Consider the following 26,706-nt stretch of genomic DNA (forward strand, 5'->3'; position numbering starts at 1 on the left):
TTACAGCGAACAAACTTCTATATCAGGTTGATATACGGTTATTGTAGCATACCGCCAACTATCGACGGACCGGTTGGACACCATTTCCAAACAGATCGAAATGCACAGAAAAATCCTCGTAACGACCGCACTGCCCTATGCCAATGGCCCGATCCATCTGGGACACATGGTGGAACATATTCAGACCGACATCTGGGTACGCTTCCAGCGTATGAACGGTAATGTCTGCTATTTCGTCTGTGCAGACGACGCGCATGGAACTCCGATCATGCTGAAGGCCAGAGAGATGAAGATCGAGCCGGAAAAGCTGATCGCACACTACAAGAAGGAACACGAGGCTGACTTTTCGGGATTCAACATCAGTTTCGATAACTATCATTCAACACATTCTGACGAAAACCGGGATCTATCGCAATATATCTATCTCAAGTTGCGCGAAGGCGGACACATCTGCCGAAAGACCATCAGTCAGGCATACGACGTAAAAGAAGGTCTGTTTCTGCCGGACCGATTTGTGAAAGGCGAATGCCCGCGATGCGGTGCTCCAGACCAGTACGGAGACAGTTGTGAGAACTGCGGGGCAACGTACACACCCTCGGATCTGACCAATCCGGTCTCCGTGCTGTCCGGCCAGCCACCCGAGGTTCGCGAGTCCGAGCATCTGTTTGTGCGTCTGAGTGACTTCACAGACATGTTGCAGAAGTGGATCGCCGAGGAAATCTCCCAGACAGAAGCGCAAAACAAGCTCAAGGAATGGTTTGAGACCGGGCTGAATGACTGGGACATCTCCCGGGATGCACCGTACTTCGGGTTTGAGATTCCGGATGAGAAGGACAAGTACTTCTACGTCTGGCTGGATGCTCCGATCGGCTACATCGCCAGTTTCAAGAATTTATGTGATCGCAAGGGCATCGACTTCGACGAATACTGGAAAGAGGACAAGAACACAGAACTATACAACTTCATCGGCAAGGACATCCTGTATTTCCACACCCTGTTTTGGCCTGCCATGCTGCATGGCGCCGGGTTCCGAAAGCCAACCAATGTATTTACTCACGGATTCCTGACGGTCAACGGTACGAAGATGTCCAAGTCCAGGGGAACATTCATCACTGCGCGCACGTATCTTGATTTTCTGGACCCTGATTACATTCGATACTACTATGCGGCGAAACTGAATGACAGGGTCGAGGATATCGACCTGAATCTTGATGACTTCATCCAGAGAATCAATTCGGACCTGGTCGGAAAGGTCGTCAATATCGCAAGCCGCTGCGCTGGTTTTGTTGCAAAGAACTTCGATGGGAAGCTCAGTGCGCAACTCGATGACGAGAATCTGTATCGGCTGCTCGCTGATGCCCGTGAATCAATCACTGAAGCTTTCGAAGGACGGCAGTTCAGCAAGGCGATGAGGGAGATCATGGCTCTGGCGGATATCGCAAATCAATACGTCAATGATCAAAAGCCGTGGGTGCTTGTCAAAGATCCGACACAGCACGAAAAACTGCACAATGTCTGTACCCAAGGAGTCAATATGTTCCGGGTGTTGATTCACTATCTCGCACCGGTAGTGCCACAACTGGCTCAGCGGGTTGGAGAGTTTCTCAATGACCCCGTCGATCAGTGGGAACGCATTGATTCACCTTTGCTCGATCACGACATCAGCGGCTACATTCACCTGATGAAGAGAATTCAGAAAAAGGAAATCGACGCCATCATCGCCGCAAGTGCCGAACCGGATCCCGGTGATTCATCCGAAAATAACAATCAGATTTCCATCAGCGACTTTGCGAAAGTCGATCTTCGTACAGCGACAATTCTCGAAGCTGAGGATGTTGTCGAATCCGATAAACTCATCAAGCTCAAAGTCGACATCGGCAACGAAACCAGGCAGATATTTGCCGGCGTGAAAAAGTTCTACCGCCCTGAGCAATTGATCGGTCGCAGGGTGGTGATTGCAGCCAATCTCGCACCGAGAAAAATGAGTTTTGGCATATCCGAAGGGATGGTCCTGGCGGCTGAAGATGGCGAAAAACTTTCGTTGATTAGTCCTGGGGACGACATCAATCCCGGGAAGAGAGTCAGTTGAATTTGAACTCCGCATGCATCCCGTCACCAACAACGCCTGAGGAGATTGATCGTCATCTGCCGCAGACCCAGTGTACGATGTGTGGCTACCCTCGCTGCCTCGACTATGCGTACGCAGTTGCTGAAGGGAAATCGGAAATCAATCGCTGTCCGCCCGGCGGAAACGAAACACTCCGTGCCCTTGCGGAACTGACCAATCGCCCCATTTCCTCACTTGCTGAAGACTGCGTGCCCTACGCAGGCCGAAAGGTTGCCGCAATCGACGAGGAAATCTGCATCGGCTGTACCCTATGCATTGTGCCTTGTCCGCTCGACGCAATCATCGGTACCGCAAAACACATGCATACCGTCATCGAAGACAACTGCAGCGGATGCGGGCTGTGCCTCGACCACTGCCCTGTCGATTGTATCAGGATGGTGGATTGTGACGTTGCGGGCAGTACCAATTTCTGGAAGGATTTCCGAGAGGATGAAGTTTCCCGGTGGAGAGCGCTTGCACAACGACACTGTGAACGGGTCAGCAGCGATGATCAGACTGTCGCCGACCCAGAACAGTTCTCAGATCTCAAGTCGCACATACGCGACGCAGTCAATCGGGAACGATCGAGGAGATGGAAGCAAACCCATAAGAAAGCGGCCCGACTGCAGCCCATCCGAAAGGCACGATGAACTCGACCAAACGAAGGCAGATCTTCACCCGATTCCGCGAGGCCAATCCAAATCCGACGACGGAACTCAACTTCTCCGGCAACTTCCAGCTGCTGATTGCAGTAGTCCTTTCCGCACAGGCAACCGATAAATCCGTCAATGCGGCCACCGAACATTTATTCAAGGAAGCACCAGATGCGCAATCCCTGTTCAATCTGGGAATTGAGAGGGTTACAGAACTGATCAGAACAATCGGTCTTTTCAACAGCAAGGCGAAAAATCTGATTCGGATTTCCGAAATTCTGCTCGAATGTCACGATGGTAAGGTTCCTGACTCGAGGGACGATCTCGAAGCGCTTCCCGGCGTCGGGCGAAAAACAGCGAATGTAATTCTCAACACAGCATTCGGACAGCCGACAATCGCAGTGGACACCCACATATTCCGTATTTCCAACAGGATTGGCATCGCTCCAGGAAAAAACGTCGACCGTGTTGAGCACAAACTCATGGAAGTTGTCCCACAGGAGTTTCTAGTCAATGCGCATCATTGGCTGATTCTTCATGGCCGGTATGTCTGCACAGCAAGAAAGCCTTCTTGTGGCTCATGCCGGATATTCGACCTTTGTGAGTACACTGATCGATTTTCCTTCACAGATGTCCAGTAGTTTAACATTGAGGTTCAGATGTCATGGTTGACCCCGAACAGAGAACGTTCCTATTCGATCTATGGGAAAAAATTGAGAATAACCACTCACTGAGTTCCATGGAAAAACAAGTCAAGAAAGTCATCTACATGCATCCGGAAACACACAGCGTATTTTCGAATCGGCAGATTTTTACGACCCATGAATTCGATGCTGATGAACCTGACCCGTTTGCTCACATCGGCCTGCACTCGATTGTTGTTGAAATGATCAGCGACGATTCACCGAGTGGAATCCGCTCAGTTTACGATCGATGGGTTGCCCTGACAGGCGACAAGCATGAAGTTCAGCATGAGATGATGTCCGCTCTTTTTTCCGTACTGATAGAGTCAACCGACGAGATTTCCGATAGTGATGGGGATGCCAGGCTGATGGCCCTGCTTACCGAAAGACTGAACAATATCATTGATCCATCGCTTGGACACACTGAATAAACAGACCGTAATGCCTTCAAATAGGGTCATGCAAGTTGGGCTTCGACAATTTCGGAACGCAGATTTTGAGTGCTTCAAGCGGGCTTCGTCGAAATCGGTTTATAGCCGCTGCGGTTTGGCCAGGGATTGTGCACTCGCCGCTGGGTGTGCAATAGCATCGGAGACCTGTGTCTTGCCGATGCGTATCAGGCACTGCCGAAACTAACCGGGCAACTTGGGGTTGCGTTGCCGCAGTTGTGCGCTAGCGGCCGCAGACAGCTGAGATTGCCCGCTATACACAGACGCCTCATTGTCTTCGAGAAACACCTCGGCCCGCTTCTGTGTCACAGCAATCCTCTCATTCAACCCCTTAAGCTGGCCACTCAGAAGCTCGAGCATCGCATACGCCGAAGATGGAATCGTCACCTTGGCACCCTATCGTCAACCGCATGAACCGGAATTCAGTTCTTGGCAATATCCACACCCCGACCTTGATGATTTTGTGTATATTCCTTATCTGGACACTCCGTATGAATTTTGTGATGAACTGGATTAATCGAGCTTCGGTTACATTATGATGTCGTTGAACCTCTACGAGGTATCCATTTCATTAATCATAGCTATATCGATCGGTCGGTTTCGCCGGTAACGGTTATGCCAATTCGCTTGCTTATCGACAAGAAGTCTGTACACCAAAAACGAGTGTCGGCTTGGTTCCTGAAGAATGTTCTCGCGCTGGAAACTTGTAGCACAAACGACGCCATTGCTGGGACCAATTCGCTTCAACGCAATACGGAAAGCACACCACGCGGTACTGTCATCGCGTTTGTTGTGGATGTACTGTTTCGTTCACCGTTCCTAACAGCACTCGACGAGATCAAAGAGACGACTGCAAACACCAGAGCAAGAGACAGCTGGCGCAAGAGCATGACCAGCAGTTCGACGGACTATATTCATATGTATATTCGCACAAATCTCGCATGAAACTGCACAAACTATCTGATGGACTGAAGACCACGTATCGGGAAACGAACCTGGCTCGCCGGGTGCAATTATTCGATAGGTGGAGTGCCAAGGCATTGTCGGAGGATATCGATACCACCAGCTACGATCACTGCAAGACAGTTGAAGAATATTACGATCTTTGCACCGAGTTTATGGTCTACGGTTGGGGCGAGTCCCTGCACTTCGCCCCATTGTCGCCTCAAGAAAGCTTGGCAGATTCCAAGATTCGGCATCAGCGGCTGATGATTGCAAAGCTGGAACTAGAAGAAGGCATGTCGGTCATTGATGTCGGTTGCGGAATCGGTGGCCCGATGCGTCGTGTAGTCCGTGAAGCTGGTGTCAGGGTTACTGGAATCAATCAAAGTGAAGTTCAGTTGGAAAAGGCGACATCGCTTAGTTCCAAGGCACAGATTGACCATATGGTTGACTACGTTGCGTGCAGCTTCATGGATATGAGCGGTATAGAGGGCGGTTCCTTCGACCGGGGCTATGCGATTGAATCGACATGCCATGCACCGGACAAGGTGAAAGCGTTCAGCGAAATTTACCGCGTATTGAAGCGTGGTGCCCTTTTCTGGGGTCAGGAAATGTGCATGACGGACAAATTCGACCCCGATGACAATCGGCACCGGGAAATCAAGCGGGAACTCATGCACGGTATCGCACTCAAGGAGATCGCGACAACTACTGAGGTTAACCAGGCACTCGAAATGGCCGGTTTCGAGATCGTTGAGGGAAATGACCGTGCTGTTAGCACAGAGGACGGTCCGTTCACGCCGTGGTACAAACCCATGGAGACTCGGCACGGTGCGATTGGCAACACCTTGTCCCGCACTAAGCTGGGCCGCAAGGTGTTCCTGGGAGCATCCAGACTGGCCGAGGCGGTGGGTGCTTTCCCGAAAGGCTCGGTGCAGGTCATCCGACTATTGGACCGGACCGCCGATGCCTATGTTGCAGGTGGTCAGACTGGGATTTTCACCCCGTTATATTGTTTCCTGGCGAGAAAACCTCTTTAAACTTAAGGATGCTGTTGCTACGAAAGCTCATCAAACGCTGGGTGTAGTCCTCATAGACACGCCTGTCGAGTTCTCGCTGGCATCGGCCAAACCGCCTGATCAGATTTACCTGTGCTGCGAGTACTCAGCATTGTGTGGGGTTTCAAAAACATTTTCTGTAGGAACAACTTTCCACGCCAGTCACATTGATGATGCTTCAGCATCAAAAGTCTCGCCGAGCAGCAGCATATCAATAAGCGAATCGGAATCCGACCGTCACCGGATTTGACCATTCGCCAGTACGTGGTGAATGTCGGCCAACTGGCTGGATTCGCACCCTCGAAACGACAGCCGGTACCGGGCACCAGAAATATCTGGCAGGGAACAGAAAAACTGATGGAAGGCGTAAGAATGCTTGAGACACTGGAACAAAGCGGAATGATCAATCAGATAGCTTGGTCAGGTGTGGAAAAGTGATAGATCACTGATGGCAGTCCGACCGATAACTGAGGTTCGAACTATCCATTATCCAAATTGACTGATCAGCCGCTTTCCCTTTCACATTCCACACATCGGACACAACTCGAGCAGTCCCGGTTGTTTGCTCGATCAACCGACGAATTTCATCGGCTTTGTGCAAGATGGAGTATATTGTGGATTCAATTTAACCTTTCACCTACTTAGGAGATAATTAATGAAAACACAAAAGGCACTTCTAGCGGCAGCGATTTCTGGCGCCTTGGCACTTGGAACACTTTCCCTATCAACCGCTGTCAATGCAGATGGCGATAAGGAAAAATGTTACGGTGTAGCGAAAGCCGGTAAAAACGACTGTGCGACGAACAACTCGTCCTGTGCAGGGACATCTACCATGGATGACCAAAAAGATGCTTTTGTCGCAGTCCCGAAAGGATTGTGTGAACGACTGACCGGCGGCTCCACGGAACCTAGCTGATCTTTCCTATCTCTTGTAGATATGTAGAAGTATGTCACGCAACCCGATACCACAGAATTCAGTCGGAGTCGGGTTGCGTGCACAGCACTATCGGGATGCCATCTCAAATCCAAAGGCGGTTGACTGGTTTGAGGTTCACAGCGAAAATTACTTTAGACAAGGTGGTGCGCCACATTTTTATCTCAACAAAGTCCGGCAAGATCACCCCATCAGTTTTCACGGTGTAGGTCTATCGCTCGGATCAACCGATCCTCTGAATCTCTCTCACCTGACACGGCTCAAGGAGTTGGTAGATATCTATCAGCCAACGTTGGTTTCTGAGCATCTGTCCTGGAGTTCCGTCGACGGTGTCTATCTGCATGATTTGCTTCCGTTGCCAATGACCGAGGAGTCCCAAAGTCATCTCGCCGGCCGTATTGGGCAGGTGCAGGACTTCCTGGGACGGCAGATACTGATCGAAAACGCATCTACATATCTGGAATTCTCCCAGTCGCAGATCCCGGAATGGGAGTTTATCTGTGAAATTTCAAACCGAAGTGGCTGTCGGATTCTATGCGATGTGAATAATGTCTATGTGAACTCGCGCAATCACCGCTTCAGCGCAACTGAGTTCATCGAGGCCGTGGACCCCGATCTGGTCGGAGAGATTCATCTGTCAGGTCATACGGTCAAACAGCTCGCTGAAGGTGAGATTCGTATCGACACCCATGACCAAAGAGTTTGTGATGAGGTGTGGGAGCTATACAGGCTTGCAGTTCGACGATTCAGGCACGCACCGACGCTGATCGAGTGGGACAAGAATTTGCCTGACTATTCGGTACTGCTGGATGAGGCCAATACCGCACGGAGCCTCCTGAGCGAATCAACCCATGCACTTGCGTGAATTACAGACCCGGTTTTGCCAGCAAGTCCTGTTCGGTGAGCAAACAGGTGTTGATTCACTGGTCCATCCGGGTGAATTCACCTCAGAACGCCGATTACAGATATATGGAAACAATATAAGGTCAACCCTCACGGAAAGCCTGCAAAGCATCTATTCCGCCACCGAAGCTATCGTAGGGCGCGACTATTTCAAAATGCTCGCACGTCAATATTTGGTTGATTTCCCTCCGGAACAAGGCAGTATCCATCAATTTGGCGATCAGTTTGCGCAATTCGTCAAGACCTTCGAGGGATTGGAGAAAATCGCATATCTGACGGATATCGCGTCGATCGACTGGGCTTACCATACTGCCTTTCACGCACCCTCAGCCCCTTCAGTAAGTGTGAGTTGCCTGGCACGGTTCACTCCGGACGACTACGAGAACTTACTGCTCCACCGACATCCATCAGTCACAGTCGTTTCGTCATCGTTCCCGATTTTTGACATCTGGAACTATGCTCAGAATGAATCGGAAGATATTTCTGTCCCAGACATAAACGCCGCTGCGCAAAATGTGCTGATCGTTCGTAACGATTTGACAGTCGAGGTGATCAATCTGGATAAGGAACTGTCGGTTCTGCTGGACATGTGCAGCGAAAACCGCACATTGGGTTTCATGTTAGGCTGTGTAATTGACAGCAATTCTACCTATAATCTGGAAGTTGGACTTCATACTCTATTCTCAACCGGCGCGGTCCATGATGTTTCGATTGCAAACTGACACCTGCTCCGGGATAACGAAGACACCTGAAAATTATGTTTAAGAACACTTCGCTTGGCATTTTTTGCCAACGTATCCTTTGCCTGCTTGACTGTGCCGCGCCCATCGGTGACCTGATTCTGCGAATTTGGGTAGCCAATGTGTTCTGGAAGTCAGGGTTGACCAAGATTTCGAATATTGACTCAACCATGTATCTTTTTGAATACGAATACGCCGTGCCAATCATTCCATTTGAACTCGCGGCCTATCTTGCCATTGCCGCCGAACTCGTACTGCCGCTAATGCTTGTTTTCGGCTTCGCCGCAAGAGCCGCAGCCGGCGCGCTGTTTGTCTTCAACATTATCGCCGTCGTTTCGTATTCGGCGTTGAACGCCGTTGGAATTGCCCAACATCAGGTCTGGGGGATAATGTTGCTTGTGCTGCTGTTACGGGGACCGGGACAGATTTCTATTGACTACTTCATTCGAAAACGTATCCTCGGACATGACTCTCGGAGTCCTTGATGTCGGTTTTCCCAGCAGTTACCCTGGACAGCTGTGTCGAGGAATTCACTGACACATTCGACTCCACGCGCTTCAGTTTCGCTTCCGCATTGACCCGAAGCGGAATCGGTGAACCGCGGAGGGTTCAGATCCGGGATATTCAAGTCAATGTAGGCAAACTCTGTAATCAGGCCTGTAACCATTGCCACGTTGATGCCGGTCCCAAACGGACGGAAGTCATGGAATGGGCTACGATGGAGAAAATTGTGCAATGGTGTGCCAGACACGACATCAAGACGGTGGACATCACAGGAGGCGCACCCGAACTCAACCCGAATTTCCGCAAGTTTGCTGAATCCTGCCTGGAAATCGGAGCAAATGTAATCTCTCGCTGCAATCTGACCGTCCTGCTTGAACCCGGTCAGGAGTCGCTCGCCGAGTGGTATGCAGACCACAAAATTGCCCTGATCTGCTCCTTGCCGTGCTACTCAAAAGAAAATCTGGAAGCCCAGCGCGGAAAAGGAGTGTTTCGCAACAGCATACGCGCCTTGCAGATGCTGAACAACCTCAACTACGGACGCGATCCGGAACTGTCACTGGACCTCGTCTACAACCCGATCGGCGGAACCCTGCCACCGGCACAGTCCGACCTGGAGGCTGCGTACAAGACACGGCTGAGTGAGGACTTCGGAATCTGTTTCAACAATCTGTTCACCATCACCAATTTACCGATCAGCCGATTTCGCCACTATCTGGAACGATCCGGGGACTATGAAAATTACATGAACCTGCTTGTGGAACACTTCAATCCCGACACGGTAGAAGGATTGATGTGCAGGCACATCATCAGTGTTGACTGGTTGGGAAGAATATTCGATTGTGACTTCAACCAGATGATGGATATCCATGCAGGCTGGCGAAGTCCAAGATATCTTTGGAATTTGACAGCTGCAGAAATCGAAACCGATCGAATCGCATTCGACTCACATTGTTTTGGCTGTACTGCCGGTGCCGGAAGCAGCTGTACCGGAACGCTGACCTGAGTAATTCACCAGGGTTGTGTGTGCAATCGGAGGTTTCACCCATCTGCCTCAGCGTGCATTCTTTGCCGTACGACTTCAAACGCGGCGATACCCACAGCCACTGAAACATTGACACTCTGAACGTCTCCCAGCATAGGAATTGAAATCAATGAGTCACACTTTTTCTTGGTTTCCGCTCTCAGCCCCCGGTCTTCCGCACCGAAAACAAGCGCACAGGGATGTGTCAGGTCAGATGCAAAAATAGGATCGGAAGTTTCAGTATCGAGTCCGATCACCCAGATTCCATTTTTCTTCAGATTCTCAAGATCACGCGCCAGATTGGATGCCTGGTATAGATTTGTGACTTCCGCCGCACCAGCGGCCGTATGAGAAACCGTGGCCGTAAGCGGACTTCCGCGCGAACGGCTTACAATGACACCGTCCGCACCCGCCGAATTCGCACTCCTTATGCAGGCTCCAAGATTTCTGGGGTCAGTGACGCTATCCAAAACGATCAGCAGGGACTGGTTTTTCAAAGAGTTGAACCAGTCGTTCAAATTGGCAGAGGGGCGAAGTTTCTCTGAACGACAAGTCAATATCACTCCTTGATGTCGGACACCTTCAGATGCTTCGTTCATGACTTCACTTGCGATGCGTCGAACCGGGATACCCTGTTCCGTCGCGAGTTTCTCAATCTGACGTATCCGCCTGTCATTCCTGCTTTCGCTCAAGTCAATCGATACGACCTCCCGGGTTTTGTATCGGATCATGGAAAAGGCGTTGTGGATTCCGAAAACTTTTCGCATTCTTCTGACTGGCAATATATCGTGTATAGATGTATAGGAATTTTGCTCACTCTCGTTGCCAGCTTGAAGGCATCGAGTCACAATTCAGGTGAAGTGTACAGGAAAATCAAGCGGCATATCGAGGTTGTTTAGGTTGCACCCGTGAATGGCTTGGAATTCGAACCAGGTCGGTTCGCCCAGTGAATGGCAATCACCGTCAACAGCCCAAACAAGGCGAAACTTCCCACCAGGAAATAAACTGTTCCATCGAATGTCTGTCCTATGAGTGTTCCAAACGACACGGAAATAAAAGTGGCGATTGATGCGACCAATGCCGCGCCGACACCTGCGATATGACCAAGTGGTTGCATCGCGAGTGCATTGAGATTGCCAAACAGGGCACCCATGGAAACGAATAATGGCAGCATGTACGCCATGTAAAGCCAAAGGGGTGGAAGACCATCAAATGCAACGAGCACAACCAGTGCGACAAATGAAACCGCCGTGGCTGCAAAAGCGGCTGATCTGACAATCTGGTGCATCCCGTAGTGCAGTAGTAATCTGTCATTGGCCAGAGAGCCGAATCCGATGGCAAGTGCCAGGATACCGAAATAGAGCGGGAAGTAACTTCCAGTCGAATATGCATCCTGAAAAATCTGCTGGGCAGAGTTCAGAAATGCGACAAATGGTGAGCACACCAACCCGATCGCGAAAGTGTAGGCAACTGAGGAGCGAACGGTGAGAAAGTCTCCGACAGCCTCGCCGATAAGCTTCGGTGACAAGGGCCTGCGATCAGCAGGTCGAAGCGTTTCCGGATGGCGCGACAAAAACCAGATCAGTACGGTGACGGCAACGATGAGAAAGGTTGTAAAAATTGAACGCCATCCCCCCAGCCACATGATTGTCTGCCCAAGTAATGGGGCAACCGCCGGAACAAGAATGAAAACAGCCATGATGAATGACAAAATTCGTGCCATTTGTACGCCGCTGTACTGATCCCGCACGAGTGCCATCGTTACGATTCGCGGGCTTGATGCACCGAGTCCCTGCAGAACACGCCCGACAATCATCATTTCGAAAGAAGATGCGAACACACTGGCCAGGCACCCGACGATAAAGACAACCAGTCCCGCCACAATCGCTGGTCGTCGACCGATCGCGTCTGAAAGTGGTCCAAAAAAAAGTTGGCCGATTCCAAGCCCGATGAATAGCGCTGTTATGACGTACTGTGCTTCATTTGGATGTTGTGTCCCCAAATCCCGACCGATCACGGGAAGTGCCGGCAACATTGCGTCAACAGATAACGCAACCAACGACATCAGCAAGGCGACGAGCGGAACAAACTCGACGGTGCGAAGGCTGGTGACAGAGTTCGATGGGGTCATTCTGACCAACCGGTCACTACTCTCATTATCTTGGAAATCCGAATATCAGCCCTTTCATCCACAACCGCAGGTGAGTGCGAAGCCTGCCACCCTCGCATATGAAATAGTGAGTGCAGATTGACCGGCTGGAGGGAAGAGATTCTCATACTGATTTCGTACGATAGCACAGCCATCCTATCGGATTGGCAAAGAACATACGTGATCACACCGAACCTGGATGCAACATGAAGGCAACACGTGCGGAGAAGCCAGGATAGAAACAAATTACACGTTCGATTGACTGCGATAATCATCGACACACACCGCTCCTTCAATCGAGTGCCCATGCAATGATGATCGCCAAACTTGGGTTTTGTACGGAGTGCAAGACAGTCGATGGCAGTGTATTGGTAACGCCACTTGCTTACTTTCCAGACAGGTGGAATCAACCGCTTGAGACACAATTCGCTAAACTTCTGTCAGCCACTGCGTGAATCTGACATAATTTGTCCTGCCACCACCCAGGAGGTACCGCTAAAGGTGTAAGAGACATGAACCCATCAGTTGCTCCTATCGATTTTCCGCAACAACTGCCCGCAGGTTACCGTTACCAGCGCGAGACGATCAAGTTCGACCCCGATCGGCACTTGCAACTTGAACCGCCTGAAGCCACCCTTCAATTGAGTGACCTCGGCTACCGGGCTGATGAAATTGAAAGATGTCCCACTGCGTTTGCGGTATCCAGCGCTGCCCGAATCCTGTCTGACGAAGGCGTTGAGGTGATGCTTGAAACCACGCGCCGATTGAAAAGACATTCAGTCAATTGCGAGCGCATCGAAAACATGGTTCGAGGTGGAGTCTACCAATCCGAGTTTCTGCGCGACTTCTGTCTGTGTACAGAGGTTACCGATTTTCTTTGTGATATTTTCGGCACGCCGGTGGCGCCACATACCATGCCCCTTCATCTCGGCCATCTGAATTACGCACCCGATGACTTGAAACGCTCGGTGGATAAGTGGCACCACGATACGCTTGGTTTGGATTACGTCCTGATGGTGTCTGATCCCACTCAATTGCAGGGCGGTGAATTTCAGTATTTCAAAGGCACTCGCCACGAAGCGCAGGATTATGCGGACCGTAACGAACCGATTCCGGACGACAGGGTTTGCACGCCCGATTTTCCAAGCGCAGGTTACGCGATTGTCTTGCACGGCAACATGGTTGTTCATCGAGCGACCAGACTGACTCAGCGCGCGGAGCGCATTACATTGGTCAACGGTTACGTACCCCTGAACTGCGAAATTAATGACGCTTGCCGATTTCAGGATCTGTCGCTGGTCGACCCGCATCATGTACTGTTCACCGAGTGGGCGCGGCACAAGGCGTGGCTTTCGGTCGGCAAACTGCAAAATCTGATCACCAATATGCCATTTACCGACGACAAACAGGAGATTACCGCACAGCTTAGGGATGCTATAGCAGAAGTCGAGACAGCAATTGAAGATATCAATGATGACAAACAGGCGGTAATGATTCACTACGGCGATTGAACCGGTCCTCAGCGTCTGTTTCTGCGTCGCCTGGAGCGAATCGCCCGGTTCCATGTACTTCCAGCAATTTCGAAGTCAATGAACCCATACTCTGGATTCGCGTCGTCCACCTTCACCTGAAGCGACATTCCAATTGCATATGTCGTACCCGACACCTCCCCAACCAACTGCCTTTTGACATTATCGTAGTCGAAGTACTCCGCCCCCAACTTGAAGATCGGAATCATCCCGCTGACATAAGGGTCGTCCAATTGGACGAATACCCCAAATGATCTGATGTCAACGACTACTCCGTCACAGACTTCATCAACACAATTCTTCATATAGTCCGCTTTCAGCCATTTCTCCGACTCTCGCGTACACGAGTCCGCACGTCGTTCAAGATAGGAGCATTGCGTTGCAAGTCTGTCCAGACTCAAGTCGCCCGCCTTGGTCTTGTTTCCTTGCAGAACACTTTTGATGAGCCGATGGACCAGAATGTCCGGATACCGACGAATTGGGGATGTGAAGTGAGTATATTTCTGATAACTCAATGCAAAGTGTGGTCCGCAGACTGCTGAATAGACTGCAGTCGAGAGACTTCTCAGGATGTGTATCTGCAAAGCAGAAAAGACATCTTCCCGGTGACCCACAGCCGTTCGAATCTTGTCGTAATCGGAGATCCTGATCTTTCTGTCGACAGGTAACTTGACCCCGAAATCCACCAGGATTCCGTTCAGTTCCTCGACATCCCGTTTTGCAGGCTCAGCATGGACTCTGTACATGGCTTGCCCGGAATAATGCTTGTCAATCATTTCCGCAGCGCACACGTTCGCTGCCAACATCGCCTCCTCGATGATGCTATGTGACTCAACCCGAATTGACTTGCCGATCGACTCCACCTCACCAGAATCTGATATGTTCAAGACAGATACGGGCAGATCGACTTGAAGAGTCCCTCGTTCATCCCTTGATTTCAACAAGCACCGGTGCACTTCAAACAGGCACCGAAGACTGGCTCTGACGGTCGGCGATAAATCATCGCTATGCAGACTTCTTTCAACTGCTTGGTAACTCAGACTTGCTCGGGAGTTGATTACTGCTTCTCTGAACTCATAGTCGGTAACAATTCCCTCTGCAGTGATAGTCATATCGCAGACCAGCGCAAGACGATCTTGCGCATACTTCAGCGAGCAGATATCGTTTGAGAGCACCTCAGGGAGCATCGGTGTGACATCCTCAGCCAGGTAGATCGAAGTCCCCCGGCATTGCGCTTCCGCATCCAGATGGGTCTTCGGCCGAACGTAGTGGGAAACATCTGCAATCGCGACCATCAATCTGAAAGTGTTGTCATCCAGTCTTTCGCTGAACACTGCGTCATCATGGTCTTTCGCGCTCGCGGGATCAATTGTCACGAACGGAATACTTCGCAGATCATCTCGCTCACCCAAGAGTTCCTGATCAATATCGTCTCGCATACCCCCGATCTCGGATTTGACTTCAGCTGACCATGTCGCATGAAGTCCAAACCTCGACAACGCTACGGCATTCGCAAGTTCACGAACACTTCCAAGACTTTTGTGGATATTCACCAACCTGAACGAATCCGGTTGCTCGGCGAAACGCTCAACCACCACAACGACGAATTCACCGTGCTTCGTTGCGGTGTTGTCAGCAACCAATTCAATTGGGTCCTCCAAACCTACTCCGACTGGAAAAAGCAAGAATCCGTATTTCCCTCTGATTCTGTGTCTTTGAACCAGCGCAACAATCCGATAGCTGGAACTCCATTGTGCACCCACGACTTTCGAAGTTTTTGGTTTATTGCCGCGCGCGGGCATCACTTCAATTTCCACGCTGTCATTTGGCAGCAAACTGGAGAATCTGCCAATTTCGGGAAAGTAAGTATCACCACCGTCAGTTCGCACCCTGACGTTACGATTGTTAACGAAGTCAACAATTCCCGAAGTTGCCAGCAAACGTTTTGAATTGGCAGATCTTCGGTATTTCTTGTTTTTCAATTTCAAGGTGCAAGTCGCAGTCGTTACATCGATCCGTCAACCGAATGATTTGATGCGATTGGAGAGCGAAAAGGAGGGGGATTCCGGAGAATTCCGCAAGTGAATGGGAATTATATCGTTACGCGAATACCGATTGGAAAAATCTCATTTTCGGTTTGCGACAATCGTTTCCGCGCTTCAGGTATCGAACTGGATGCCAGTGCGGAAACTATCAGAATCCCTATAGAATCGGGATTTGCCTAGCTTGGCAGCTCCAGACGTTCGACGCAGTCGGGAGCTGAATATCGCGGATTATTGACCCGTGCCGAAATCGGGTAAGCCCGAAGCCGGCCATCATCATAAGTCCGGGCGAGACGTATCGCCGCATCATGGTCATCGGACAACCAGGCATCTCTGTCATCAGGGTCGACAATGACAGGCATGCGCTGATTTGTATTGTGAATTTCCGCCATCAGTTCATTTGCTTGAGTTGTCACGATCGCGCAGGACTCGTAAGCCTCACCGTCATCTGTGTAACCTTGTTCCCACAATCCTGCAAAACTCATAACTGCCTGGTCTGCGTGCTGAATATGCCAAGGCTGCTTCGGTCGACCTGTTCCGACAACCTGCCATTCATAAAACCCGGTTGCGGGAATCAGACATCTGCGGCTGTTCTTCCAGGCAGCGCGGTAACTTGCCGCGGTGGTCATCGTTTCCGAACGTGCGTTCGCAGTCGAATACTTTGGGATTGTACCTCGAGACCATATCGGTACAAACGGCCAAATCGCGCTGCGTAGGACTCTTTCACCAACTTCGTCCAGTCGTACAAACGGAATTGTAGTGAGAAAATCACCGGCAAGGTCTATGAGCTTGTTCCGAGGTGAGGGACTGATGTTGTAACGCGGCTCATAGGCCGATAGTTCTGATCGATCATGCAAAATCTCGAATGCTGTCAGCAGACTGTCAACATCGGAAAGAATATTGAATCGACCGCACACAATAAATTACCTGTCAAACCGCTCAGCGTTGATATTTCCGCATCGGTGAATACCTCCTCAACTGTGTGGCGCGCCCGGAGGGATTCGAACCCCCGACTCCCAGATTCGTAGTCTGGTACTCTATCCAGCTGAGCTACGGGCGCGCACATCCTGATTTGATTTCCACCCAGCTCAAATTAACCGACAATTGGCGGAGAGGGAGGGATTCGAACCCTCGATGGGGGCTGCCCATACTCCCTTAGCAGGGGAGCGCCTTCAACCGCTCGGCCACCTCTCCAAGGGTAAGCACAAAAAACTTGAAGCGTTTCAAGTCAGATCAGATCAATGCGGAAATATATCAGTTTTCGCTCTGTTCCTGATCCATCATCTTCTGATAAATCTCTTCGCGATGCACCGGTACATCTTTCGGCGCATCGACCCCTAATCGTATTTGGTTTCCTTTGATCCCTAATACTGAAACGGTAATGTTTCTATCGATTTTTACTGATTCGCCTACTCTCCTGGTCAGAATCAACACAATTTCTATATCCTCCCTAACTAATTTCCCTTCACTCGCTTTCCTTGTCGTTTTTGTCGGTATGAACGAAACCCAGACCTGTTCGGCGAGCTCGCTGATCATACTTTTTATTGTCTAGACGGCTTCATTATAGATATACAAACAGCTCTGATACTCGCATATCGGACTGAAAGTCGTGCGCGATCAGGACTCGAGCGCCTGTTGCGGCGCCGCTTCTCGTGTGGGAACATGAGCGTCATCAAGACCGAAAGCACTGTGAAGCGCTCTCACGCCCAGTTCAACATACTTCTCATCAACAATGACAGAAATCTTGATTTCAGAAGTGGAAATCATCTGAATATTTATTCCTTCCGCTGCAAGTGTGGTAAACATCGTTGTCGCGATTCCTGTATGAGATCGCATTCCCACACCTACGAGTGAGATCTTTGCGATGTCACCGTTTGAGACGAGTTCCTGCGCTCCGAGCTCCGGCATTATCTTCTCCACCAGCGCCAGACTGTTGCGGTGTTCGCTTCGATCGACTGTAAATGTCAGGTCGGTGTTGTTGTCAGTGCCCACATTCTGAATAATCATGTCGACGTTGATATGCGCATCCGCAATCGGACCAAACACCTTGGACGCGATACCCGGACGATCAGGAACCCCCCTGATCGTGATTTTCGCTTCATTGACGTTGTATGCAATTCCAGTGATTTTTGGCTGTTCCATATTTGACTCCCTTGATGATATGAGCGTACCCGGAACATCATGAAATGACGATAGCACACGCAAGTCAACTCCATACTTGTATGCGAACTCAACCGCTCTGATCTGCAGCACCTTCGCACCCGAGCTTGATAGCTCCAACATCTCTTCCGCGGTCACTTGCTCCAGAATACGGGCGTTTGGGACAATGCGAGGATCCGCTGTCATCACGCCATCAACGTCCGTATAAATCCGACACTCCGATGCCTCCAGGGCAGCAGCCAGCGCGACCGCAGTCGTGTCCGATCCGCCGCGACCGAGGGTGGTGATCTCACCGCATTCGGTAACCCCCTGAAAACCGGCGACTACAACAACGTAGCCGTCTTCCAGATCCGAGAGAATCTTTTCGGAACAGATTCTCTGTACCCGCGCCTTGCCATGAACTTTATTCGTGATGATCGGTATCTGGCTTCCAGTATAGGATGTCGCCTTGCAACCATCCCGATTCAATGCCATGCTGAGAAGCGCAATGGTAATTTGCTCTCCGGTAGAAATTGCCATATCGAGCTCGCGGGGATCCGGCACCGAATCGATTTGGGTGGCCAGGTCGATCAGTCGATTGGTATCACCAGCCATGGCAGAGACCACTACCACGACATCGTATCCGTCGGATTTCGTCTTGGCCACTCTCTGAGCCACTTTATTGATTCGCTCAATACTGCCGACCGAAGTACCACCGAATTTTTCAATGACTATAGACACGATTCAACGCTCATAATGATTCAGACAGAATTGAAGGAAAACAACTCAGGATAGTCAAGCGATCGCCTGAGGAACGGCCGCAAGCGCCTGATCGATGTTGTCCCCTCGAGAACCTCCACCTTGAGCCAAATGCGCTTTTCCACCGCCTTTCCCATCAACCAGGGGAGAAATTTTTGCAATGACCTGTCCGGCATTGACACGGTCGGTCAGATCTTTGGAAACAGAGCATAGAAGGGTCGCCTTGTCATCGTTGACAGAACCGAGTACGACGACTCCAGTTCCCAGATTGTCCTGCATGCGGAACAGAATGTTCCGCAAGTCCTTGGGTTCAACCCCATCTTGTCTGGAAACGATCAACTTCACACCATCTACGGTCGTAACCGGGAGCGACGACTGTGCCCCACCACCGGTCGCGAGCTGCATTTTCAATTCCGAAACCTGTCGCTCGTAGGAACGATTGCTGTCCATGATCTGAGTCAGTTTGTCTTCAACATCGTTCACTCCAATATTCAACTTCCTTGCTATCTCAGACAACTTCTGACTTTCGTTCTGCATCCGTTCCACGGCTATACAACCCGTGAAGGCTTCGATTCTGCGTATCCCGGAAGCAATGCTCGACTCCTGGACGACCTTGAACAACCCTATATCCCCCGTCCGTTCAACATGCGTGCCTCCACACAGCTCCAGAGAATAGTCGCCCATCTCAATCACTCTGACCTGTGAGTCATACTTCTCACCGAATAACGCCGCCGCTCCCCTCGCTTTGGCATCCTCAAGATCCATCACCTGACTCGAAACCAACCAATTCTCGCGGATTTGCTCATTGACAAGCGTTTCTATCTGCCTGATTTCGTCATCCGTAACGGCACAGTCATGCGAGAAATCGAATCGCAGCCGATCGGGTGCGACCAGTGATCCTTTCTGCTGAACATGAGTTCCCAATACTTCCTGAAGCGCAGCATGGAGCAAGTGGGTGGCAGAATGATTCTTCATGGTGGATATCCGGCTTTCCGAATCGACTTTCGCAGTAACCCGATCATCGGTCGCGAATGAACCTTTGACCACCGTCCCGACATGGCCTATCACTCCCTTTGACACGTACTGGGTGTCTTCCACGTTGAATGAGCTGCCGTTGGACTGGATTACACCTGTGTCACCAACCTGTCCACCACTTTCCGCATAAAATGGCGTGGCACGCAAGACGAAAATCGCCTCGTCTTCTTCCTCAGCAGCATCAACTTGCGAATTTCCGACCAGGATTGCTGCGATCGTACTGCCCTCACGCAACGTCTGGTAGCCGCAAAATTCCACATCCACACTGACGGACGGTCCTTCGGAGGCGATCGACTCAAACTTGCTGGCGGATTTGGCACGTTCCCGCTGGCCCTGCATCGACTTTTCAAAACCGTCAGAATCAACTGTGAGACCCTGTTCCCTGAGGTAATCCGCAGTAAGGTCCAGAGGAAATCCGTACGTATCATACAAACGAAATGCAACCTCGCCCGGCAGTTCAGAACCTGAAAGCATGCCGACTTCTCGATCCAGTATTTTCAACCCCTGATCAAGTGTCCTGGTAAATCGCTCGCCTTCTGTGAGAAGCACCCTTTCCACTTTCGACTGCGCATGGCGCAGTTCGGGATAGGCGTCTCCCATCTGCTCGACCACAGACGATGTCAACAGATGCAGAAATGGCTGCTTGCAGCCTAACTGATAACCATGCCGGATCGCCCGACGCACAATTCGTCTGAGCACGTAACCCCGGCCTTCGTTGGACGGTGTCACACCGTCGGTAATCAGGAACGCGGCAGAGCGGATATGGTCCGCGAGAACTCGCAGGGACTTGCTTGCGAGATCGGTCGTTCCGACGACCTGAGCGGCGTGCTCGACCAATGCCTGAAAAAGATCGATATCATAGTTGCTGTAGACTTTCTGCAGAACTGCAGCAATTCTTTCAAGCCCCATTCCGGTGTCAACTGACGGCCGTGGCAGTGGTTTCAACGTACCATCAGCAGTCCGCTCATACTGCATGAAGACCAGATTCCAAAGTTCGACGTATCGGTCGCCGTCCTGTTCAGGCGATCCCGGCGGTCCACCTTCGATCTCCGGACCATGATCATAAAAGATCTCAGAGCATGGCCCGCAAGGTCCGGTATCGCCCATCGCCCAGAAATTATCCGATGTGGCAATTCGCCGGAAACGCTGTGATGGTATGCCAATTTCATTCTGCCATACATCCGCAGCTTCGTCATCGTCCACATAGACAGTGACCCAAAGTCGATCTTCCGGCAATCCAATGTCGCCTGTCAGAAAGTCCCAGGCAAGGTGAATCGCATCGCGTTTGAAATAATCCCCGAAACTGAAGTTTCCCAGCATCTCAAAAAACGTATGGTGTCTGGCGGTATAGCCGACATTTTCAAGGTCATTATGCTTTCCGCCTGCCCGGACGCATCGCTGTGCGGTCACAGCGCGGCTATAGGCACGTTTATCGGTGCCGAGAAACACATCCTTGAATTGCACCATCCCGGAATTGGTGAACAGCAAAGTAGGATCATTCCCAGGCACCAGGGGACTGCTCGGAACGATCTCGTGCCCCCGATCTTGAAAGTACTTCAGAAACAGCTTTCTTAGCTCAATCGTTTTCATTGCATAGAGACATTTGCCTGGTCTGGCTCGCCGAAATCACCCAGGGTCAGCCTGATCTGGGAGGTCGAAAACCCTCGGCCTTGCAGAAACCGCGCCCGTTTGGCCCACTCGGTAAAGTTTGCCGGTGGCACTTCCTTGTATTTTCGCCTGAGTATTCCAACAATCTGATCCAGCCAGACTTCGCGGTTGAAGTCCAAACTGGAGTCAATCAAATCTGACGACACACCTTTTTGTCTGAGTTCATTCCTGATCTTGATCGGTCCATATCCTTTTGACATTCGCACCCGAACCAATGCCTGCGCGAATCTGGCGTCGTTGATCATGTCACGACCTTTCAGCTCGTCCACCACCTGTTGCGCTGATTCCAGACTGGCACCCCGGCTGGTCAGTTTTCTTGTAAGTTCCTGTTCGCAATATTCGCGTCGGGCCAGGAACCTGACTGCCTGCAAGCGAACTTTCTCCAGATCCGACATCCCGTCGCCGACCGTCACTCGACAGTTTCAGTCGTCCTCGGGCTGATCCCGACTTTCTCACGGATTTTTGATTCAATCTCTTCGGCGATGTCGCTGTTGTCCATCAGGAAGATTCGTGCGTTATCGCGACCTTGGCCTATTCTGGTCTCGCCGAAACTGTACCACGCGCCAGCACGTTCAACTATGCCGTGCGTGATTCCAAGATCAATCAGTTCACCCTCCCTGGAGATTCCTTGACTGAAAATCATGTCGAACTCACACTGCTTGAAAGGCGGTGCGACCTTGTTTTTCACCAATTTGACCCGAGTCTGACTGCCGATCACCTCATCGCCTTTTTTGATTGCCCCGATTCTACGGATGTCCAATCTTACTGAAGAATAAAACTTCAGTGCGTTACCGCCGGTCGTGACTTCAGGACTTCCGTAGATCTGCCCGATCTTCATTCTGATCTGGTTGATGAAGATCACCAAGGTATTTGACTTGTTGATGCTGCCCGTCAATTTTCTCAATGCCTGCGACATAAGACGCGCATGCAGTCCCATGAAGGAATCCCCCATCTCACCATCAAGCTCCGCCCGCGGCGTCAAGGCCGCAACCGAGTCCACCACAACCACATCGATCGAGGCAGATCGTACCAATTGATCCGCGATCTCAAGGGCCTCCTCACCATTGTTCGGCTGGGATACCAGCAGATCGTCTACGTTCACACCAAGCATTGATGCGTGAGCGGTATTCAATGCATGCTCGGCATCGATAAAAGCTGCGTTTCCGCCATTTTTCTGGGCTTGCGCAACCACCGACAGCGTCAAAGTGGTCTTGCCCGAGGCTTCGGGACCGTAAATCTCAACCACCCTTCCCCGCGGCAGGCCACCGACTCCCAGAATCAGATCCAGACCAAGCGAACCTGTCGGAATCACCTCAATATTCCGGTCCACTTCATCATCACCAAGTCTCATGATCGATCCCTGGCCGAACTGTCGCCGGATCTGGCTCAGCGTCGCGCTTAGTATTTTTTCTTTTTTCTCGTCCATATTCTTACCTTCCTGTACATATTCATGTGCTTCGCCCGCTTTCCCTATCAATGCAGTTTATATCGGGTCGATCAACCAGAACTCAACAGTGTACCTGTCACATGTCAAGCGAATCATCCGCTACAGGGTCAGGAACGCAGACAACCAATGTCAGCCGAATTGCCGGCACTTGCGGCACACCCGACAACTGCCGGATTCAGCTATTGGCCCATTCCGATTCGCTGCAACAGGTTTTCTGCCGGCAAGTATCCTCCGATCACCGTTCCGTCATCCACCACCAGCGTCGGTGTTCCGCTGATGCCGGCCGAACTGCCGGCGTTAAACTGATTGGCGACAGGGTTGTCACATGTTGCTTTCGGCAACTGCTCGCCGTTCTTGGACGCAGTCATCGCAGACTGCGGATCGTCATCGCACCACACAGTGACAATCTTGTCGTAACTTGATGACCCGACACCGGCTCTGGGATAGGCCATGTATCGGACTTCCAAACCTGCCTTATTCAGCGCAGGAACTTCCCGATGCAGTCGGCGACAATAACCACAGTCGATATCCGTGAACACAGTCAGATGTCGCTTGGTTTCTCCCTCAGCGGCAAAAACAACCATATCTTCAATTGGAGTCATTTCCACAACACCGACGATAGCTTCGTTTTGCTTCTGGCCGCTGAGACTCTCACCAGTGGCAAGATTGAAGGCTTCACCTATGATCAGGTGATTGTCCTTAACAAATACATAGTAAATGTTATTGCCGATGATCGCTTCATATACTCCTTCAATCGGAGATTGTGTCAGACTGTTGAGTGAGGCTTGTCCCTCGATCAGGCTGCTTACAGCTTCTCGCGCACGGTCCATTTGCTCATCTGCAAATGCGTTGAGCGAAAACAGTGCAGCAAAAACCACTGCGACAGTTGTCGGACCTAACTTCATTTATCCAAACCTATTTTGTGTAACCTGGAATGCCGATCGCACCGGGATGCGAATTGACATGAAAACCTGCCCAATCAATCGGCAAGCGTTTCTATTTGAGCTCCTGACTGTCTCCAGGCGTCAAATCCGCCTCCTATGTGGCAGACAGGACCAAGCCCCATCATTTGTGCGGTCTGTGTTGCAAGCGCCGATCTCCATCCCGACTTGCAGTAGAAAACAAACCTGACATCCTGGGAAAATACCTTCTTGAAATAGGGGCTGTCAGGGTCGATCCAGAATTCAAGCATACCCCTGGGCATATGGTAGGCCTGCGGAATCTTACCTTCGTGTCTGAGTTCCCGTATGTCCCTTAAGTCCACGAATTGCACGTCGTCTTTTTTGTGCAATGCAATGGCATCGTCCACCGACAAAGTCTCGACTTCAGACATCGCTTTGTCAACAAGTGCCTTATAACCAATTTTCATGAATGGAACGCTGTTGCGGGTTAGATATCAGACTACATGTATTTTACTCTTTTAGGCTGCGTTCCAAGAAAAATTGCAAGCCTGCCGAAAGCGAATCTCCAGTGCGCGATAAGTTTCTCTTGATGGCGACTGTCGAAACCGGCCAATGCGTCAGAGAAGGCGAAAATGTGGGCGGTCAAAGATAACCGAAATGGATCAGAACCTGCAAACCCACATTACAAGCCAAACCGGCAATCACATCGTCGATCATGATTCCAAATCCTCCGGGAGTCTTTTTCTCTACCCACGAAATCGGCCACGGTTTGAGAATATCCAACGTCCGAAAGATCACGAATCCTGCGACAACCGTCATCGGACTCATCGGTATCAGCATCATCGCAACACAGAATCCGACGATCTCATCCCAGACGATCACCGCGGGATCACTGTCCTCAAGCGATTGCGCAACCACTTGACAAATCCAGCAACCCAGCGCAAACATTGCAGCAAGTACCGCCCACTGAACCGACGGCGCAAGCCATGACATGGCAACTGCGATGGGTATCGCAACCGCAGTCCCAACTGTACCGGGCGCTTTCGGCGCCAGACCGGCACCAAACCCACAGGCAGTCAGATACACTGGATTGGTCAGTACTGTCTTGACAAGATCGCGCTTCACGAGCGGATGTCCGATTCAGAAATGCGAGTACCCGCAATGTTCCAGGTGGAAAGTTTCCTCCCCCGACTCGGCAATGACCAAGCCGGAACCCTCTGTCACTGTTCCGATACGGATGAGGCCGGCCGCCTCCGCCCACTTCAGATTGGCCTTGCGGGTTGCGGAACTGTCCGGCACAGTCACGCAAAGCTCATAGTCATCGCCGCCAGAAAGTGCAGGGCTCCAGCCTACATCCCCCAATACCTGCCTATACGCGGCTGATATCGGCACGCGCTCCAGATCGACTTGCGCGCCCGCGCCGCTCTGTTCGATGATATGTGTCAAGTCGGCAGCCAGACCGTCTGAGATGTCTATCGCCGAAGTGACATGCCCGTGCATGCTCAATCCCACATCAATTCGGGGAAACGGACGATTCAGCCGTTGCAGGAGGTATTCGGAAAATTCGTCTGGCACGTCAAGGCTGCCGCTTGCATGCAGCAATCCCAACGCCGCATCCCCCAATGGGCCGGTCACATAAATGCCGTCGCCTGGTTGTGCGCCACTACGCAATACACATGACCTCGCATCGACACTGCCAAAAACAGTGACTGAAACAGCTAATGGCCCCTTGGCAGTATCACCTCCGATCAGTGCTACGTTGAACCGCTCAGCGATCTCATAAAACCCGTTGCTGAACTGATTCAACCAACTCTCGTCAGCGAATGGAACAGACAGGTTCAGTGTGGCGAATTCAGGATGTGCCCCCATTGCGGCAAGATCACTCAGCGCAACCGCCAGTGATTTGTATCCCACATCTTCCGGCGCAGTGTCGTTCGAGAAATGAACGTTCTCCAATAAGGTGTCTGTCGATATGACCAACTGCCTGTCAGCAGGGAATTCGACAACTGCACTGTCATCACCAACTCCCTGTACGACATTGTCAAACCTGTCGTTGGACCTTGCGAAATATTTGTTGATCAGCTCGAATTCCCGACCAGCTGACTGCTGGCTGTTGTCCTGAATTGTGTGCAGAGGTGAGGGTTTTCCGAAGGCAAGTCTGTCCAGTGTGCCATTGATGAACTTATAACTGCCCGGATTGCCGAATTCTTTCGACAGTTCGATGCATTCGTTGGCAGTCACTTTACTGGGAATGTCAGGCTCCGCTAGAAGTTCATATACACCGAGCCGCAGGATGGACAGTTCGACCGGATCAATCGTCTCAATTTTTCGATCAATCACTTCGGATACTGCCGCATCAATTTCCGCAATACGCGGTGGAATCGACTTCAGCAGTTTCTGCAAATACCTCATATCGCCGTGCAGCAATACGTCCGTATCGATCAGAACCTGATCTTCGGTTCCACTGAGAGACTGCTTCTGGAAATTCCAAGCATAGAGGAATTGCACGGCACCCAAGCGTGCGTAGTGTCGGGCTGAAACTGCCACAAGGAACTCTTCAGGGATACTCGGTCAGCCGGAGGATACCGCGTCTATGGCTGAAATCACAGCCTGTGCCGCTTCTGATCCCTTATTGCGCGGATTCCGACCGCGTAGTTGCGAGCGGGCCGTCGCCTGTTCCTCATTTTCGACAGTCAGAATTCCGAAACCGACCGGTATCGTAAATTCCATGCTGATGTCCATGAGTGCGCGGGCACTGTGATCACACAGATAGTCGAAATGGGCAGTCTCTCCGCGGATGACACAACCCAGTGCAATCATACCCTGATAATTGCCCGATCCCACCATCACCCGGGTTACAAAAGGCACTTCCCATGCGCCATCTACGTGACAGACTTCAGAATTGATCGAATGTGACTCCAACACATTCAGGGCGCCCGACAAAAGACGATCCGAAATCGCCGGGTAATAATTACTGACAACGATGCCGAAGGCAAGTCCGGATCTGCTGACGGACTTGTGTTCACCGTTTGCCATCGTGCA

The 26,706-nt window shown here is 51.1% G+C and carries 28 protein-coding genes and 2 tRNA genes; 13 read left to right on the forward strand and 17 right to left on the reverse strand.

Annotated features, from left to right (window positions below; genetic code table 11):
• Window positions 1-100 precede the first annotated feature (100 nt).
• The 4 genes from metG to OXI60_10080 are packed head-to-tail and all read left to right on the forward strand — an operon-like array spanning window position 101 to window position 3,874.
• Window positions 101-2,089: a methionine--tRNA ligase gene (metG, locus tag OXI60_10065; protein MDE0310161.1), complete on the forward strand. Its 1,989-nt coding sequence runs from the start codon at window positions 101-103 to the stop codon at window positions 2,087-2,089.
• Entirely contained in the window at window positions 2,086-2,757 is a 672-nt protein-coding gene (locus OXI60_10070; protein ID MDE0310162.1) for an RnfABCDGE type electron transport complex subunit B, read from the forward strand. The genes metG and OXI60_10070 overlap by 4 nt, the downstream gene beginning before the upstream one ends.
• Entirely contained in the window at window positions 2,754-3,401 is a 648-nt protein-coding gene (gene nth / locus OXI60_10075) for an endonuclease III (GenBank protein MDE0310163.1), read from the forward strand. The genes OXI60_10070 and nth overlap by 4 nt, the downstream gene beginning before the upstream one ends.
• Window positions 3,402-3,424: 23 nt before the next feature.
• Window positions 3,425-3,874, forward strand: a complete 450-nt coding sequence (locus OXI60_10080) for a DUF1841 family protein (GenBank protein MDE0310164.1) — start codon at window positions 3,425-3,427, stop codon at window positions 3,872-3,874.
• A 201-nt stretch (window positions 3,875-4,075) separates the two neighbouring features.
• Here the strand turns inward: OXI60_10080 and OXI60_10085 are convergent, their stop codons facing one another.
• Window positions 4,076-4,279 (reverse strand): hypothetical protein, encoded by a 204-nt coding sequence (locus OXI60_10085; GenBank protein ID MDE0310165.1) that lies wholly within the window; start codon window positions 4,277-4,279, stop codon window positions 4,076-4,078.
• A gap of 228 nt (window positions 4,280-4,507) precedes the next feature.
• Here OXI60_10085 and OXI60_10090 point away from each other — a divergent pair, with 228 nt between their 5' ends.
• The 8 genes from OXI60_10090 (at window position 4,508) to arsS (ending at window position 9,976) form a co-directional block, all read left to right on the forward strand.
• The gene (locus OXI60_10090; GenBank protein MDE0310166.1) at window positions 4,508-4,837 is read left to right on the forward strand and encodes a hypothetical protein; all 330 of its coding nucleotides are present in this window, start codon (window positions 4,508-4,510) and stop codon (window positions 4,835-4,837) included.
• Window positions 4,834-5,874, forward strand: a complete 1,041-nt coding sequence (locus tag OXI60_10095; protein ID MDE0310167.1) for a class I SAM-dependent methyltransferase — start codon at window positions 4,834-4,836, stop codon at window positions 5,872-5,874. Before OXI60_10090 ends, OXI60_10095 begins: the two co-directional genes overlap by 4 nt.
• A gap of 285 nt (window positions 5,875-6,159) precedes the next feature.
• Window positions 6,160-6,330 (forward strand): hypothetical protein, encoded by a 171-nt coding sequence (locus OXI60_10100; protein ID MDE0310168.1) that lies wholly within the window; start codon window positions 6,160-6,162, stop codon window positions 6,328-6,330.
• 217 nt (window positions 6,331-6,547) lie between these two features.
• A complete protein-coding gene (locus OXI60_10105; protein ID MDE0310169.1) occupies window positions 6,548-6,808 on the forward strand; it encodes a DUF2282 domain-containing protein in 261 nt (86 codons plus the stop codon).
• 31 nt (window positions 6,809-6,839) lie between these two features.
• A complete protein-coding gene (locus OXI60_10110; protein ID MDE0310170.1) occupies window positions 6,840-7,691 on the forward strand; it encodes a DUF692 domain-containing protein in 852 nt (283 codons plus the stop codon).
• Entirely contained in the window at window positions 7,678-8,451 is a 774-nt protein-coding gene (locus OXI60_10115; GenBank protein MDE0310171.1) for a DNA-binding domain-containing protein, read from the forward strand. Before OXI60_10110 ends, OXI60_10115 begins: the two co-directional genes overlap by 14 nt.
• A 35-nt stretch (window positions 8,452-8,486) precedes the next feature.
• Window positions 8,487-8,954: a DoxX family protein gene (locus OXI60_10120; protein MDE0310172.1), complete on the forward strand. Its 468-nt coding sequence runs from the start codon at window positions 8,487-8,489 to the stop codon at window positions 8,952-8,954.
• Window positions 8,954-9,976 (forward strand): arsenosugar biosynthesis radical SAM protein ArsS, encoded by a 1,023-nt coding sequence (gene arsS / locus OXI60_10125; protein ID MDE0310173.1) that lies wholly within the window; start codon window positions 8,954-8,956, stop codon window positions 9,974-9,976. Before OXI60_10120 ends, arsS begins: the two co-directional genes overlap by 1 nt.
• A 35-nt stretch (window positions 9,977-10,011) precedes the next feature.
• Here the strand turns inward: arsS and rlmB are convergent, their stop codons facing one another.
• Together rlmB and OXI60_10135 are read right to left on the reverse strand one after the other, a co-directional pair.
• On the reverse strand, window positions 10,012-10,761 hold the full coding sequence (rlmB, locus tag OXI60_10130) for a 23S rRNA (guanosine(2251)-2'-O)-methyltransferase RlmB (protein MDE0310174.1): 750 nt from the start codon (window positions 10,759-10,761) through the stop codon (window positions 10,012-10,014).
• A 128-nt stretch (window positions 10,762-10,889) separates the two neighbouring features.
• A complete protein-coding gene (locus OXI60_10135) occupies window positions 10,890-12,125 on the reverse strand; it encodes a multidrug effflux MFS transporter (protein MDE0310175.1) in 1,236 nt (411 codons plus the stop codon).
• Window positions 12,126-12,655: 530 nt separating this feature from the next.
• On the opposite strand from OXI60_10135, the gene OXI60_10140 reads away from it, so the two are divergent.
• Window positions 12,656-13,654: a hypothetical protein gene (locus tag OXI60_10140; GenBank protein ID MDE0310176.1), complete on the forward strand. Its 999-nt coding sequence runs from the start codon at window positions 12,656-12,658 to the stop codon at window positions 13,652-13,654.
• A gap of 8 nt (window positions 13,655-13,662) precedes the next feature.
• Here OXI60_10140 and OXI60_10145 read toward each other — a convergent pair whose 3' ends face one another.
• The 14 genes from OXI60_10145 to ribH form a co-directional block, all read right to left on the reverse strand.
• A complete protein-coding gene (locus OXI60_10145) occupies window positions 13,663-15,654 on the reverse strand; it encodes a VacB/RNase II family 3'-5' exoribonuclease (GenBank protein MDE0310177.1) in 1,992 nt (663 codons plus the stop codon).
• A gap of 239 nt (window positions 15,655-15,893) precedes the next feature.
• Complete coding sequence (locus tag OXI60_10150) at window positions 15,894-16,631, reverse strand: SOS response-associated peptidase (GenBank protein ID MDE0310178.1); 738 nt, start codon at window positions 16,629-16,631, stop codon at window positions 15,894-15,896.
• 66 nt (window positions 16,632-16,697) lie between these two features.
• Window positions 16,698-16,774 (reverse strand) — tRNA-Arg (locus OXI60_10155).
• A 45-nt stretch (window positions 16,775-16,819) separates the two neighbouring features.
• A tRNA-Ser gene (locus OXI60_10160) sits at window positions 16,820-16,908 on the reverse strand.
• A gap of 60 nt (window positions 16,909-16,968) precedes the next feature.
• The gene (gene csrA, locus OXI60_10165; protein ID MDE0310179.1) at window positions 16,969-17,148 is read right to left on the reverse strand and encodes a carbon storage regulator CsrA; all 180 of its coding nucleotides are present in this window, start codon (window positions 17,146-17,148) and stop codon (window positions 16,969-16,971) included.
• 183 nt (window positions 17,149-17,331) lie between these two features.
• Complete coding sequence (locus OXI60_10170; GenBank protein ID MDE0310180.1) at window positions 17,332-18,594, reverse strand: aspartate kinase; 1,263 nt, start codon at window positions 18,592-18,594, stop codon at window positions 17,332-17,334.
• Window positions 18,595-18,648: 54 nt separating this feature from the next.
• A complete protein-coding gene (gene alaS / locus OXI60_10175; GenBank protein MDE0310181.1) occupies window positions 18,649-21,237 on the reverse strand; it encodes an alanine--tRNA ligase in 2,589 nt (862 codons plus the stop codon).
• Window positions 21,234-21,728 (reverse strand): regulatory protein RecX, encoded by a 495-nt coding sequence (locus OXI60_10180; GenBank protein ID MDE0310182.1) that lies wholly within the window; start codon window positions 21,726-21,728, stop codon window positions 21,234-21,236. The genes alaS and OXI60_10180 overlap by 4 nt, the downstream gene beginning before the upstream one ends.
• Window positions 21,725-22,741: a recombinase RecA gene (gene recA / locus OXI60_10185; protein ID MDE0310183.1), complete on the reverse strand. Its 1,017-nt coding sequence runs from the start codon at window positions 22,739-22,741 to the stop codon at window positions 21,725-21,727. Before recA ends, OXI60_10180 begins: the two co-directional genes overlap by 4 nt.
• A gap of 200 nt (window positions 22,742-22,941) precedes the next feature.
• Window positions 22,942-23,667: a DsbC family protein gene (locus OXI60_10190; protein MDE0310184.1), complete on the reverse strand. Its 726-nt coding sequence runs from the start codon at window positions 23,665-23,667 to the stop codon at window positions 22,942-22,944.
• Between the two features lie 74 nt (window positions 23,668-23,741).
• Window positions 23,742-24,131, reverse strand: coding sequence for a rhodanese-like domain-containing protein (locus OXI60_10195; GenBank protein ID MDE0310185.1), 390 nt, complete (start codon window positions 24,129-24,131; stop codon window positions 23,742-23,744).
• A gap of 175 nt (window positions 24,132-24,306) precedes the next feature.
• Window positions 24,307-24,789: a phosphatidylglycerophosphatase A gene (locus OXI60_10200; protein MDE0310186.1), complete on the reverse strand. Its 483-nt coding sequence runs from the start codon at window positions 24,787-24,789 to the stop codon at window positions 24,307-24,309.
• Window positions 24,790-24,804: 15 nt separating this feature from the next.
• Window positions 24,805-26,211 carry a thiamine-phosphate kinase gene (gene thiL, locus OXI60_10205; protein ID MDE0310187.1) on the reverse strand — a complete coding sequence of 469 codons (1,407 nt, stop codon included), beginning with the start codon at window positions 26,209-26,211 and terminating at the stop codon, window positions 24,805-24,807.
• Between the two features lie 24 nt (window positions 26,212-26,235).
• A complete protein-coding gene (ribH, locus tag OXI60_10210) occupies window positions 26,236-26,700 on the reverse strand; it encodes a 6,7-dimethyl-8-ribityllumazine synthase (protein MDE0310188.1) in 465 nt (154 codons plus the stop codon).
• Between the last annotated feature and the right edge of the window lie 6 nt (window positions 26,701-26,706).

Source organism: Acidiferrobacterales bacterium (assembly GCA_028820695.1).
In the GTDB taxonomy this organism is placed as follows: domain Bacteria; phylum Pseudomonadota; class Gammaproteobacteria; order Arenicellales; family JAJDZL01; genus JAJDZL01.

Coding starts and splice junctions, on each gene's coding strand:
- nth (MDE0310163.1), top strand. CDS start 2,754: ATGAACTCGACCAAACGAAGGCAGATCTTCACCCGATTCCGCGAGGCC.
- OXI60_10090 (MDE0310166.1), top strand. CDS start 4,508: ATGCCAATTCGCTTGCTTATCGACAAGAAGTCTGTACACCAAAAACGA.
- metG (MDE0310161.1), top strand. CDS start 101: ATGCACAGAAAAATCCTCGTAACGACCGCACTGCCCTATGCCAATGGC.
- ribH (MDE0310188.1), bottom strand. CDS start 26,700: ATGGCAAACGGTGAACACAAGTCCGTCAGCAGATCCGGACTTGCCTTC.
- OXI60_10195 (MDE0310185.1), bottom strand. CDS start 24,131: ATGAAAATTGGTTATAAGGCACTTGTTGACAAAGCGATGTCTGAAGTC.
- OXI60_10140 (MDE0310176.1), top strand. CDS start 12,656: ATGAACCCATCAGTTGCTCCTATCGATTTTCCGCAACAACTGCCCGCA.
- OXI60_10105 (MDE0310169.1), top strand. CDS start 6,548: ATGAAAACACAAAAGGCACTTCTAGCGGCAGCGATTTCTGGCGCCTTG.
- OXI60_10115 (MDE0310171.1), top strand. CDS start 7,678: ATGCACTTGCGTGAATTACAGACCCGGTTTTGCCAGCAAGTCCTGTTC.
- rlmB (MDE0310174.1), bottom strand. CDS start 10,761: ATGCGAAAAGTTTTCGGAATCCACAACGCCTTTTCCATGATCCGATAC.
- arsS (MDE0310173.1), top strand. CDS start 8,954: ATGTCGGTTTTCCCAGCAGTTACCCTGGACAGCTGTGTCGAGGAATTC.
- OXI60_10135 (MDE0310175.1), bottom strand. CDS start 12,125: ATGACCCCATCGAACTCTGTCACCAGCCTTCGCACCGTCGAGTTTGTT.
- OXI60_10190 (MDE0310184.1), bottom strand. CDS start 23,667: ATGAAGTTAGGTCCGACAACTGTCGCAGTGGTTTTTGCTGCACTGTTT.
- alaS (MDE0310181.1), bottom strand. CDS start 21,237: ATGAAAACGATTGAGCTAAGAAAGCTGTTTCTGAAGTACTTTCAAGAT.
- OXI60_10110 (MDE0310170.1), top strand. CDS start 6,840: ATGTCACGCAACCCGATACCACAGAATTCAGTCGGAGTCGGGTTGCGT.
- recA (MDE0310183.1), bottom strand. CDS start 22,741: ATGGACGAGAAAAAAGAAAAAATACTAAGCGCGACGCTGAGCCAGATC.
- OXI60_10120 (MDE0310172.1), top strand. CDS start 8,487: ATGTTTAAGAACACTTCGCTTGGCATTTTTTGCCAACGTATCCTTTGC.
- OXI60_10080 (MDE0310164.1), top strand. CDS start 3,425: ATGGTTGACCCCGAACAGAGAACGTTCCTATTCGATCTATGGGAAAAA.
- OXI60_10095 (MDE0310167.1), top strand. CDS start 4,834: ATGAAACTGCACAAACTATCTGATGGACTGAAGACCACGTATCGGGAA.